Origin of the sequence: Desulfosporosinus sp. SYSU MS00001 (assembly GCF_049943955.1) — a bacterium.
Classification (GTDB): Bacteria; Bacillota; Desulfitobacteriia; order Desulfitobacteriales; family Desulfitobacteriaceae; genus Desulfosporosinus.
On sequence record NZ_JBNFTW010000012.1, the window covers coordinates 18,555 to 31,361 of the forward strand.

Here is a 12,807-nt window from a genome sequence, read left to right on the forward strand (position 1 = left end):
GCTTGTTGAATGAAACCTCCTGTAATGAAGTTCAAAAGAATGCGGCGGCAATATACGTTGAACGAAAAACGACTAATCCCAATCTGAGTATTGTGCAGACGCCTTACCACGTTTACCCACAAGTAAAACTTGATTCAAGTAGAGTTAGACTTCTTGCAGTATACAACGAAGTTATGCTTTCCGATAGTCTAAGAAAGTGAACTTTGCGTCTATTGCATTTCCTTTTTGACAATCTTAACCGGAAGTGATTTGAGAAGCGGGAAACCATCGATAGGATCATTGATCAAATCTGCCGTGATAATATTCACATTACCTTCTTGCCAGCCATGGGTTATCTGAACGGTACCTTCTAATACATGTGAAAATCCAAGGACTCGAACAGGGAGCTCTATTGAGCCCACAAAGGAGCTAATCTGCACAATATCCCCGTTATGTATACCCAAGGTTTCTGCATCTGAAGTATTCATTTCTACTTCCGGTCCGGGTGTTAACACTTTGAGTTTTGGCAGATTATGATACCTGGAATTGCAGGCACCCCTCTTGCGAGAACCGGTAATTAAGACATACGGATATTCTTGATTTTTTTCCTTCATATAAAGTGGCTGCCGGTATATCGGCAGTTCATCATAGCCGTATTTTCGTAAATAAGAAGATACAAATTCAACTTTTCCTGAAGGCGTTTGAAAGCCTAGCGTTCTATATTTCAAATATTGTGCTTCAGAATACTCTATCCCTTCAGGACTATTGGCCAATTGATCATAGGATATAGCCGTCTGACTCAATAACCATTGGCTGACTTCGACCTCATCTTTCCACGGGAAATAGTCTTGAAGATGCAGTTGATCGGCCAGCGCTTTCCAAAAATCATACTCGCTTTGACATAGGGCGAAATCAGTAACTTTGCGACGCAGCCCAATTTGCCGGATATGACTATTAACTACAAGCTCTGTCCGCTCCAGGAAGGATGCGGCTGGCAAAAAATAGTCTGCCAGTTCCGCAGTTTCCGTCATAAATAGGTCGCGAACTACCAGCAGTTCCAGGTTCCCTAACGCCTTCTTAACCTTGAGGGAATTAGGGTTTGTCAGTACTGGATTAGCAGCCGTCATTATCAAGCCCTTCAGGGGATAGGGTTTACCTGTGAGCATAGTGTCCATGGCGGTCATGGTGTGACATTCTTGACGGAAATCATAGAGCACCGGAAACTGCTGCGCGCCAATCGGTTCTAGGTGACGCAGCGGAATCTCATCATATAAGGTTAGGGAAGGAAGCCCCGCTCTTTGAGGCAGCAGTTCCCCGCCCTTTTGGTCGATACAGCCGCACAAGGCCCCAATAGACGCAATTGCCCTGATGTTATTAATACTATTTTCGTGATGTTCTAAACCGATGCCGACATAATTCAAAGCCCGGGGAGCATGCTCGGCAAATTCTCTGGTCACGTGCCATAAGACAGAAATGGGCACCCCTGTCTCCCTTTCAACCCTGGGGGGCGTAAATTCTTTCGCATAGGCAGAAAGTTCCTCAAAACCTATGGTAAAGCTCTTAACAAACTTCTCATCATACCACTTGTTTTCAAGGATCAAATTAATCATTCCCAAGGCAAAAGCTCCGTCTGTAGCAGGCTTTAATTGAACATGACAGTCTGCTTGACGCGATGCTTCGGTGACCATGGGGTCGATCACAATCAGCTTGGCTCCCCTATTTCTCGCAGCCGCTGCTTTTTGGGCAATCACCGGCCGACTTAAGGGAGGATTTGTTCCCCAAAGCAGCATGCAGCTGGTGTTATCGAAATCCGGGACTGGGTATGTGCCATCGACCAGTGAATAGCCGATATAATGACCGCAAAAACATTCTGAGTCACAGGAAAAGTAATTTGGTGTGCCAAAAGCATGGCAAAAGCGTCTTGCGTATTCCTCTTGCTGAGCAAATCCAATGGCTTCACCTTTCCAAAAGCCCATGCTTCTGGCACCATAGTTATTTTTCAGTTCATTCATTTTATCTGCTATTTCACTTAAAGCAGTCGTTAAAGGAATTTCCTTCCAACCCTGTTTCGTCTTTTTAAGAGGTTTGGTGATCCTATCCGGGGCATAGATCCAGTCCACAGCAGCTAGGCCTTTAACACAAATTGTTCCTTGATTCCAAGGGTGATTTTTTTGACCTTGAATTTTAACAATTTTCCCCGTATCAAGAAAAACCTCAATACTGCACTGTTCGCCGCACATCCGGCAGTAGGTGTTAATCCTTTCGTATGGCAAGTCACCAGCTCCTTTCTTTAAAAATGGCGGGAGCTTTCATAAATGCAGAACTCCCACCATCCATACTTATTTTTGCAGCCAGGTATTCCAGAAGATTTGTTTGCAGAAATCCGGATACCCCTGAAGTGACTTGTTTTTCACGTGAAGACGGCTATAGTTGACCGTTTTGATCATAGGGACTTTATCCCAAAACTCCTTGTACATATCCTTGACATCCTGGATTCTAGTATTAGTATCAGTTTCTCCCAGCATTTTATTAAAAATAGCATCCATGCGGGCTGAATCATCATCCTGCCAATTACCAATCCATTTTTTTGTGCCGATCCACGCCCCAAAAACCTGCGGGTCGGGGTTGAATTCCACCCAATTGGAGATACTGATATTCCAATTATTAACCTGCGATCGTTTTTGCAGCATCGTTGCTCGGTCGTAGAGCTGAACGTCCACCTTAAAACCAACCTTTTCCAGCTGGGATTTTAAGGACAGGGCACCTTGGCTTTCCACAGCATTTTCTTTGGTATTCAGGATGACAATCGGTGTTCCATCATAGCCGGATTTTTTTAGCAGCGCTTTAGCCTCTTCCAGATTTGGCTGATTGTAAATTCCTTTGCCGGCGTTCTTATCATACCAAATACTTCCTTTCGGGAACAAGGAACCGTCTAAGCGCCAAAACTTTTCATCGCCAATAGAGGCTTTGCCATATTCGCTCATATCAAGGGCAGCATTAACTGCCTTACGCGCATCCAAATTATTAAAGGGTGCCTTCCCGCAATTAAACACCACCATACCCATCATGTCATAAGGAACAATGATCGGTTGAACATTGGGATTGCTCTTTAACATCTCATATTTATCTTGGGACACTTCATCAGCATACTGAAATTCTCCGGTTTCCACCCCTGCAACCCTGACTTCCTCGTCAGGAACAAACTTAAAAACGATCTCATCTAAATAGGCAACTCTTTTTCCGGAAAATAAGGAGGATGGTCTCGGGTTAGGAACATATTTATCAAACCGTTTAAGCTTGACATACTGATCTGGAACATATTCCGCTACTTGATAAGGCCCTGTGCCAATGTGTTCGGTAATAATGTTATCGCCGAATTTATCGACCATTTCTTTCGTACGGACATAGAATTTTTGTCCAGAGACTTCAGAGGCAAGAATATTGACAAAGGGCGCATAGGGTTCTTTAAACTTAAAATCCATCTCATAGGGACCAATAACTTCTACCTTGTCAAAATAAGGTTTAATTATGTCACCGGCACCGTTATTCTTCAACCATCGATTAAAGGAAGCTTCAACGTCTGAAGAAGTCATCTCTTTGCCATTCTGGAACAAAACCCCTTTACGAAGCTTAACTTTATACGTCTTTCCCCCATCAAGCTTTTCATAACTATCCGCTAATTGAGGGACAGCTTCAAACTTGTCGTTAAATTCGAATAGACCTTCGTAAATGTGATTATCTATTTCTGTTACTTTCCATTCTGTTGATTTATCACTGTCTAAATGTGGCGGAGCAACTTGATCCGCTACCGTCAACGTCCCGCCATACTGCGGCTTGGCGTTGGAGTTGACGTCACTGCTGGATGCAGGCGCCTTCTGAGCTGAGCAGGCAGTCATGGATATGGTTAACATTCCAATCAAGACCATTGCACAAAATTTAAATACTCCGTTTCGTTTAATCATCTTTCAACCTCCCAGAGTTTTATCTCTTAATAATTCACCAAGACTTCTAACTACCTCCTGCAAAACTGATTTAAACCACCCCCATATCAAGTTGAATTACCTGCCCTTCCGATCGTTCATTCAATTCTCTGCAATGGCAGGCAACGGCATGAGTGCCTGAGGAAATTAAGCTCGGTTCTATACTCTGACATATCTCCTTTTTCACCGGACAGCGGTTGTTAAAGCGGCAGCCCTGCAGCAGCTCACTAGGGTTCGGCACATCACCCTCGAGAATGATTGTCTCCCGCTTTATCTCCGGATCAGGTACAGGAATCGCTGCAAGGAGTGCTTTAGTATAGGGATGCTGGGGTTTAGAAAATATCTCCTCAACTGTCCCTATTTCAACGATTTTCCCAAGGTAAAGGACTATAACCCGATCACAAATATGTCTTATCACGGATAGATCATGGGAAATAAATAGATACGTTAAGCCGTATTCTTGCTGGAGATCCTGCAATAAGTTAATGATCTGACTCTGAATTGATACATCCAAAGCAGATACCGGCTCATCGCATACCACTAACTTTGGCTTTAAGATCAAAGCTCTGGCAATGCCGATTCGCTGCCTCTGCCCACCGGAAACCTCATGAGGATATTTATTCAAATGACCCTCGTTCAGGCCCACTTTTTCTAATAGCTCTAGAATTTTTTTCTGCATCTCTGCCCGAGTATCTCTCGTTAGCAGCTTTAAAGGTTCGCCTATTAAGCTGCCCACTTTCATCCGAGGATTAAGAGAAGCAAAGGGATCTTGGAACACCATCTGAATATCCTTGCTCATCGTTCGAGATTCATGGTTGCTCAGGGCGAATAGGTCGATCCCCTCAAAAAGTACACTTCCCCGAGTTGGCTTCAATAAACGCAGAATCATTTTGCCCAGGGTGGATTTTCCGCAGCCTGATTCGCCAACAATCCCCAATGTTTCGCCCTTTTTGACCTCGAAACTTACATCATCCACTGCCTTAACAGCTCCTTGGCCTCGAGAAAACATCCCTCCCCTAAATGGAAAGTGCTTAACTAAGTTTCGAACTCTCAAAATATCCTCTACTTCACTCATGTCCTCCTCCTTGCAGCCATTTCTCAGCCTTCCTCCAGCAGCGTACAAACCGTTCATCCTCGACTTGAACCAAAGGAGGTTCATTCTTCAAACAAATCGGCTGGGCAAAGTCACATCGGCTCTGAAAAACACACCCCGTTTCTCTGAAATCCCCCTCTTGAACAGCTCCCCGAATAGCAAAAAGACGATTTTTGGGCTTAGAGAAATAAGGCATTGAGGCTAAAAGTGCCATGGTATAGGGATGTTCAGGCTGTTTAAAAAGTTTGCGGACGGGTGCTTCTTCCATGACCTTACCGGCATACATCACAATCACCCGCTGGGTCATTTCCGCGATTACCCCCAGATCATGGGTTATTAGCATCAGGGCCATATCCTTTGTTTGGGACAGATGCCTAAGAACCTTAAGAATCTGCGCCTGAATGGTTACATCAAGAGCAGTAGTCGGTTCATCGGCAATCAGCAGTTCCGGGCTGCAAGCCAAGGCTGCGGCAATCATTACCCGCTGCCTCATCCCGCCCGAAAATTGATGCGGATATTCTTTGATTCTTCGTGAAGCCATAGGTATTCCAACAAGTTCCAGCAACTCAACAGCCTTAGTCAAACCTTGTTTTCTGCTCAAGGATTGATGCCTCTCTAACACTTCACCAATCTGCCTACCTATCGTTAATACAGGATTTAAGGAGGTCATTGGTTCCTGAAAAATCATAGAGATTCTATTTCCTCTAATATCCCGTACCGTTTGGGGACCCCGAAGTAAAATATCTTTTTCTCGATAAAGGATTTCACCGTAATCGATGGCCCCGGCAGGCTCAGGAATAAGCTTCATGATGCTGAGAGCGGTAACGCTCTTCCCGCATCCCGACTCTCCCACAATGCCAAGAGATTCACCCTTATGAATATTGAAAGATACTCCGTTAACAGCAGGCACGATCCCGCCCTTCGTATGGAAAGACACCTTTAAATCTTTAACTTCCAGCAACTTCTCAGCCATAAAGACAGACTCCTTCTAATCGAGAATTCCCAATAGGACCCAAGCACAGCTAACCTTTCAAACGAAGCCGAGGATCCAGCATGTCCCTTAATCCATCCCCGAATAAGTTCAACCCCAATACCGCCAGAGCAATAGCCCCACCGGGAAAAACTATTGTCCAAGGTGCTACCTGCATATATGTTTTAGCTTCACTGACCATACTTCCCCAGCTTGGCTCAGGAGCTTTAATGCCTACTCCCAAGAAGCTTAAAGCCGCTTCATCCAGGATTGCTAGGGCAAAGATAAACGTTGCCTGAACAATTATTGGCGATAATATATTGGCTAGAATATATCTTGTAAGAATATATCTGTCCGCAGCCCCCGCTGTCTTAGCTGAATTTATGAATTCCAGTTCATTGATTGGCAATACCGCTCCCCGAACAACCCTAGTCATGCGGGAAAAGTAAGCAAAGGACAACGCCATAATAATATTAAGCTTACCCGGACCCCAAACTGCGGCCATAAATATGGCCACAATAATACCCGGAAAGGCCATAAAACCGTCAATTACGCGCATTACCACACTGCCTACTTTTTTGTAATAGCCTGAAACTAAACCCAAGATAACTCCTGACAATGTAGAAATTAAGACTACAGAAAAACCTACTTCCATTGACGTCCGCGCACCGTATAAGATCCTGCTCTGAATATCCCTTCCCAATTGATCCGTTCCCATCAGATGGATACTAGACGGAGATAATAATCTATAGTTACTGCTAACCTCTAAAGGATTCCAATTTGTTAAAAAAGGCGCAAATAATGCTCCGGAAAGCATAAAAGCAATGATTAATCCCCCGAGGAAAACCGGAAAGTTCCTTTTTACAAATATTAAGCCAGGAATCACCCGCACAATTCGTAACCTCATTTCTCCATGTTTAATTCTTTATCCGCGGATTTAGTAAAACATAGCTTATATCAGCAAGCAGATTAACAACTACAAAGATAAGCGCAGTGAATATCATGGTACCCTGTATAACCGGAAAATCTCGTTTCATGATTGCCGTTATCGCTAAAGCTCCTGTTCCCGGAATATAATAGATTGTTTCTACAATCCAGGTGCCGCCTAATAATAGGCCGAAACTCATCCCGATAATGGTAACTACAGGGATAAAGGCATTTTTAAGGGCATGCCTCATAATGATAACGTACTCCATTAAGCCTTTAGCCTTGGCCGTCCTTATATAGTCCTGCCCTAAAACTTCAAGCATAGAACTCCTGGTCATTCTGGCAATCAAACCACTCTGCATCAACCCTAAGGTTAGACCGGGCAATATCAGGTATTTAATGACGCCAAACCCTACCTCCGAAATGGGTTTATAGCCGCAAACCGGAAACCAGCCTAAGTAAACACCAAAAAATAAAATTAGGATTAGTGATAACCAGAAACTCGGTATTGATATACCTGCCAAAGAAAAGGCAACTGCGAACCGGTCCATCCAAGTGCGGTGTTTAACAGCTGCAATTACACCTATCGGTACCCCAAGAATAATTCCAATCAATTGGCCCATCACGGCAAGAAGAAGGGTAGGTTCCATCCTTGACAAGATTGCCTTACTCACCGGCATATGTAAAAACAGCGATTCTCCAAAGTCTCCATGTATTATTCGAGAAAGCCAAATAAAAAAGCGAACATGTACTGACTGATCCAGGCCCAGTTGATGCCGCAATTGAAGTATCTGATCTTTTGTGGCAAAGTCACCTAAGATAATACGCACCGGATCGCCAGGCATAGCATAGACACAAAAAAAAGCCAGTATAGCTACTATTACCAGCACCAAAAAAAGCATCGTTAACCTTCGAAGGATATAGTAAACCACTCCCAACTCCTCCATATTATTCAAATAAATACATTAAAGTTTATAAATAGTATTTTTTGCTTTAATTACATTTTATTATATAGTTATATACCATAACTGTAAATATATGAATACTGATAATTATTTCATTATAGATTGGTTTAGTATCACAATGTTCTATGTCACAAGCAGCGCTCAATGTCATTTTGATCACAAAATCATCATCCCACATCATATTAAAAATAATTATCACAGCCAAAAAAACAAACGAGTCCTTTCATCCAGCAAATACTGGTTTAAAGACTCGTTCTGGTAAACTTATAAAAAGTTATACTCTATAATTTCATTAACAGACACGCCTAAAATCAACAGATAAAGGGACATACGCTGTTCATACCCTTTGTCCTAAATTGTTTTTTCAAGAGCAAGCAGGGGGTCAAAGTCTGACAGTTTGCAAATCTCTTTGAAATAGACGAGTAAAATGAAGATTTCGCGGGGTTCTTCAAATTCATCGACATGCTCGATATTAATTCCCTTTTCTTTAAAGAAACTCATCAAGCTTAACTCTTGGCGTTCTTCCTCATTAAGTAAATTATACTCCTCGACTAGCTTCAGAAGCTTCGCCTGATTTTCTTCGTTAACTTCTATATTCGGGAAACGACAGTTGCTTGAGTTTTCTCCAAAGTATACCATCTCTTTGAAGGATGATTCCGGAAATTTCGTAACATCCCCCTGCTCCTCAGAATTCCAGATTACATATTTTTTTTGCATAGTTTAAAAATCTCCTTTAATGAATTGTCAATATTTATCAGGATCATTTTCTGATAGTACAACATGACAATCTTCGTTCTCATCTAAATGTGCAATGTCATTCAGCGGCATCTTCATATACTCCACCTTATCGATAATGTCTTCCAGATAGTTGTCCAGCTCATCCCGCGTCACTCCGGCGCGTCCGGCCAAACTGGTCTTCCTCAACGATCCCGTGTAGGGAGCGACCCTCCCTTAAGCCGAAAGCTGGGATAATACTTCAATTTCAATCCACGCTCCCGTGTAGGGAGCGACAGGGATATGTGATTATTTTGGCATCATCTATAAAGCATCTATGCAAGAGGCCTTAGATCGCATGATTAAGTTAAAGAGGCCGATCTTAGAACGCCAAAAAATCGACCTGCATCTCGAAGAAAGTGACCGTTTCGGTAAGCAGATGAGCCTTTCCATATGTGAACGGGTTGCAAAGTTTACAATCTCTGAATATAATATTAAATAAGGATTGACGTGTTGTGAGCACGCCAGCCCGGCAGATTGTCTAACCAAACGGTTAGACGGATTTACGTGTTATAAGAAATAACCGCAAACCTTGCTTGGGGCGGTTATTTCTTCTTCATGATCATAACAATAAGTGTTGCAAATGCAATCATAAGATACATCGCCTCAACCATTGAGATCATCCCTACCACCCCCTTTCGAAAAGGGTGTGGCCAACCGTCCCTCGACAACCTGTTGCAACTATTATAGCATAATCTTCCAGACAAAATGATGAAACTTATCCCTGATTATTCCAGAGTTCAGGCCGCCTCATATACCGAGGCAGCCTGATTTTTTTCACCAAAGCACCTCAATTTCATAACTTAATTATCCTCAGCCAATAACGGTACATAAGAACATTGTGAAGTTCCGATGTATCATAACACCTTTACTATCGGTTCAACGTATTTCCATAAATTCGAATATTTGCCCATCTATACTGATTATTTCGTCTATGGGAATCGTTGTACCATCGGTCATAACGATAACCCGTTCATATTCGTCTATCTTTTTAGCCGTACTGATAGCAGTAACATAGGCGCCGCCATTCTTCTTCGCATCCGGCTGAAAATAGGTAATTGTGATTTCGGGATACTCTTTAATCCGATCTGCTATGATTTGCATCCTATCACCCAAAGCGTCCTTCATATATTCGTCCAATTTTACTCTCTCATCAGTCAGCCTTGCGGTTTCTTTAATGGCGGTATCATAGCCGGTCAGTGCGGCGAAAGGGGAAAACTGAGCTGCCCGGTCAATAGCAGTCATATGAGGGTGTGTCGTAGAGACATGGTGAGGTAGATTAATGATGTCGTCATATGTCCTCGTCATGATTTGTGTCCTCCAATCTGCCTGTTCCGGTCTACAGTGGTAGCTCCTTCCTCCAGATTCATACCCTTTAGAATGGCATTCTTGCCGTATTTCTTTTTTATTTCCAGCAACGCTTGCTGCATCTTTTTTTCTCGTGCAAGCTCAGCTTCTTCAGCTTCTTTTTTCGCCTGCGCAGCCGCGTAATCCGTAAAGAGATCAAGCTGTTCAAAGTTGCTTATCTTATGAACAGTTGCCTCATCAACAACATGATTCGCTGTGATGTTGACTCTTCTGATCAGAAGATTTTTGTCAACGATACCTTCAAACAGATCTGTGACGGCATCCATGATTAGCTTTGTAGAGGAGGTCTGTCTGCCAAGATTTACTGACCCATGCGCGGATTTCGGAAGGTTGCGTCCGTAGTGGTCGGTGGTGATTGCCCCGTGATATGATTCCTTTATCTCTGGATTGGTTAGATTATCGATATCATATCCGACCGTCAAAACAAGCTGGTCGCTCACAAGCCTTTTATCTACCAGATCAAGTACCAATAGATCAGTCATTTCCCGCACGATCAGCTTCGCTTTGTCAAAAGTATAGGCATAGTGCAGCACCTGCCCCGATCCAATACTGTTTGTGCTTGGCTTATACGCTTTAATATCGGCAATTGTGCAGGGCTCCCACCCCCACGCATGGTCGATCAGCAGCTCAGCGTTGATGCCGAACAACTTATACAGTAAATCCTCGTTGTAGTAATCAGTAGGTTTACCAAGAGAGCATCTTGCAATATCTCCCATTGTAAAGAGACCTTTTTCCTCCAACTTGTTGGCGTATCCTTTTCCAACGCGCCAAAAGTCTGTTAGAGGCCGATGCGACCACAGAGAGCGGCGGTAGCTCATTTCGTCCAGCTCGGCGATCCGCATACCGTTGTTATCAGCAGGTATGTGCTTTGCCTGAATATCCATAGCGATTTTGCTAAGATACAGGTTTGTGCCAATTCCCGCCGTTGCTGTAATGCCCGTTGTTTTGAGTACATCCAGAATCATTTTCGTAGTAAGCTCACAGGCTGAAAGATTGTAGGTGTTCAGATAATCGGTGGCGTCAAGGAATACCTCGTCAATAGAGTAGACATGAATATCTTCGGGCGCGATGTATTTCAAATAGATATTGTAAATCTGCGTGCTGTACTCTATATAATACGCCATCCTCGGTGTAGCAACAATGTAGTCCAACGAGAGATCCGGTGAGGATTTCAATTCAGTATCGTTGCAGGAAACGCCGGAAAAGGCTCGTCCTGGGACTTTGAGCAGCCGTGCTGCATTTGCTTCCTTGACCTTCTGTACGACTTCAAACAGCCTCGCCCTACCAGGAATGCCGTATGCTTTGAGGGAGGGAGAAACGGCGAGACAGATGGTTTTTTCTGTGCGGCTTGCGTCAGCAACAACAAGGTTGGTGGTCAGAGGATCAAGTCCTCGTTCCACACATTCAACCGAAGCGTAGAAGGATTTCAAATCAATTGCAATATAGGTTCTGTTCTTCATGCTTATTCTCCAGTTGCCTACTAAAATGTGAACCTCCCCTATCCTACGGCGAAAACAGTGTTTTCGCCGTAGGATAGGGGCTTCCGGCCACGCACTGTTGAAATGCTTTATTTCCTCTGGCATCAAGGTATTTTTCGAACACCGCTCCAAACATTCTCTATCATTATTTTACCACGAAGAGAACGACTTGAGAACTGGTGTTCGAGAAAAATGCCATGGCGGCGATTCATCTCGCCACCTATAGAGAATGGGAGTCTTCTCGCCGCAAAAAGATAAAAATAGTATGAAAAGCATATCCTATCAAGCACTTGGTAGCTTTCGAATTCCATTACAGAAACGTAGCCAAAAGCCCACGGTTTTAATCGTGGGATGAAGGCGGCTTCGTAATTTCATGTAAATGTAAATGTCTTAGCACTATGATAAACAAGTATTAGTTTGATCTTTGAAAACTGGATAGAGTAAGAGGTTCTGATAGCTAATGCGTCTATCAGGTAAAACTCTATGTGTCGTCAAGAAAAAAGACGTTAAAACGATCGTTTCCAAAGAAACTGTGGTAGCTGGTAACAGGCTATCAGCCTAGAGTACCATTGTGTACTGCTCTAGGATGGGCTAATGGCATAGCCCTGAACTTGGGGTCATACTCCGATAGCAGAAATGTACTTCGGTTTAATCACCCAAGAATCCCATCGGCTTTAGCCGTGGGAGTGTCAAAAAGTATTAGCAAGCCATCTATGTATTAGCAGAATAGTAAAAACCGAAATCGGAAGACTATGATTGTTGATAATCGTACTTTTCCAAAGCGTTGATCAACTTCGATCTGACAGCTTCTTTAAGTGCTTCCGGTTGAAGCACGATCGCTTCCGCTCCAAACGAGAAAAAGTATTCAGCGAAAAATGGTATTTCTGAGGCAAGAATATCAACCTCAAGTATACCTTTTCCGTCATCAGAAACACTGACATTCCCCCAAGGGAACAGCCAACTCTTATCCCGAAATAACTCAATTCCTTTTGCTGATAATTTCACTTTGACATCAACGCTTTCTAATTCGTTTTGAAAGTAAAGGCCAAAGTTCGATAAATTCACCTCGCAAACATCGACCGGGGCTGATATCGTTTCGATATCCGCTAAAGTAACTGACCATATCCTATCCACTCGGAACAATCGGTATGCCTTTCGAAGATAGCAGTACGCTGGGCAAAACCAATATCCTTCATGCGCGTATATTCCAATAGGTTGAATGGTTCTGAGTGTAGTTTCATCTGTCCTATTGCCATAATTTTTCTTTACGCGT

The 12,807-nt window shown here is 43.2% G+C and carries 11 protein-coding genes and 1 pseudogene; 1 reads left to right on the forward strand and 11 read right to left on the reverse strand.

The window, feature by feature from the left end; all coding sequences use genetic code 11:
- Positions 1 to 209: 209 nt before the first annotated feature.
- The 8 genes from ACPUYX_RS17920 to ACPUYX_RS17955 form a co-directional block, all read right to left on the reverse strand.
- Positions 210 to 2,252, reverse strand: a complete 2,043-nt coding sequence (locus tag ACPUYX_RS17920) for a molybdopterin-containing oxidoreductase family protein (RefSeq protein ID WP_426380992.1) — start codon at positions 2,250 to 2,252, stop codon at positions 210 to 212.
- Positions 2,253 to 2,318: 66 nt separating this feature from the next.
- A complete protein-coding gene (locus tag ACPUYX_RS17925; RefSeq protein WP_426380993.1) occupies positions 2,319 to 3,941 on the reverse strand; it encodes an ABC transporter substrate-binding protein in 1,623 nt (540 codons plus the stop codon).
- A gap of 70 nt (positions 3,942 to 4,011) precedes the next feature.
- Complete coding sequence (locus ACPUYX_RS17930) at positions 4,012 to 5,034, reverse strand: ABC transporter ATP-binding protein (RefSeq protein ID WP_426380994.1); 1,023 nt, start codon at positions 5,032 to 5,034, stop codon at positions 4,012 to 4,014.
- Positions 5,027 to 6,025 carry an ABC transporter ATP-binding protein gene (locus ACPUYX_RS17935; protein ID WP_426380995.1) on the reverse strand — a complete coding sequence of 333 codons (999 nt, stop codon included), beginning with the start codon at positions 6,023 to 6,025 and terminating at the stop codon, positions 5,027 to 5,029. The genes ACPUYX_RS17930 and ACPUYX_RS17935 overlap by 8 nt, the downstream gene beginning before the upstream one ends.
- Positions 6,026 to 6,074: 49 nt before the next feature.
- Complete coding sequence (locus ACPUYX_RS17940) at positions 6,075 to 6,929, reverse strand: ABC transporter permease (RefSeq protein WP_426380996.1); 855 nt, start codon at positions 6,927 to 6,929, stop codon at positions 6,075 to 6,077.
- A 10-nt stretch (positions 6,930 to 6,939) separates the two neighbouring features.
- Positions 6,940 to 7,881, reverse strand: coding sequence for an ABC transporter permease (locus ACPUYX_RS17945; RefSeq protein ID WP_426380997.1), 942 nt, complete (start codon positions 7,879 to 7,881; stop codon positions 6,940 to 6,942).
- A 384-nt stretch (positions 7,882 to 8,265) separates the two neighbouring features.
- Positions 8,266 to 8,631 carry a hypothetical protein gene (locus tag ACPUYX_RS17950; protein WP_426380998.1) on the reverse strand — a complete coding sequence of 122 codons (366 nt, stop codon included), beginning with the start codon at positions 8,629 to 8,631 and terminating at the stop codon, positions 8,266 to 8,268.
- A gap of 27 nt (positions 8,632 to 8,658) precedes the next feature.
- Positions 8,659 to 8,823 carry a hypothetical protein gene (locus ACPUYX_RS17955; protein ID WP_426380999.1) on the reverse strand — a complete coding sequence of 55 codons (165 nt, stop codon included), beginning with the start codon at positions 8,821 to 8,823 and terminating at the stop codon, positions 8,659 to 8,661.
- 163 nt (positions 8,824 to 8,986) lie between these two features.
- Between ACPUYX_RS17955 and ACPUYX_RS17960 the strand changes: the two genes are divergently transcribed.
- Positions 8,987 to 9,130 carry a hypothetical protein gene (locus tag ACPUYX_RS17960; RefSeq protein WP_426381000.1) on the forward strand — a complete coding sequence of 48 codons (144 nt, stop codon included), beginning with the start codon at positions 8,987 to 8,989 and terminating at the stop codon, positions 9,128 to 9,130.
- Positions 9,131 to 9,567: 437 nt separating this feature from the next.
- Here the strand turns inward: ACPUYX_RS17960 and ACPUYX_RS17965 are convergent, their stop codons facing one another.
- The 3 genes and pseudogenes from ACPUYX_RS17965 to ACPUYX_RS17975 form a co-directional block, all read right to left on the reverse strand.
- Positions 9,568 to 9,996: a hypothetical protein gene (locus ACPUYX_RS17965; RefSeq protein WP_426381001.1), complete on the reverse strand. Its 429-nt coding sequence runs from the start codon at positions 9,994 to 9,996 to the stop codon at positions 9,568 to 9,570.
- The gene (locus ACPUYX_RS17970) at positions 9,993 to 11,516 is read right to left on the reverse strand and encodes a DNA methylase (RefSeq protein ID WP_426381002.1); all 1,524 of its coding nucleotides are present in this window, start codon (positions 11,514 to 11,516) and stop codon (positions 9,993 to 9,995) included. Before ACPUYX_RS17970 ends, ACPUYX_RS17965 begins: the two co-directional genes overlap by 4 nt.
- A 768-nt stretch (positions 11,517 to 12,284) precedes the next feature.
- A pseudogene (locus ACPUYX_RS17975) lies at positions 12,285 to 12,794 on the reverse strand (helix-turn-helix transcriptional regulator); the annotation flags it as partial.
- Between the last annotated feature and the right edge of the window lie 13 nt (positions 12,795 to 12,807).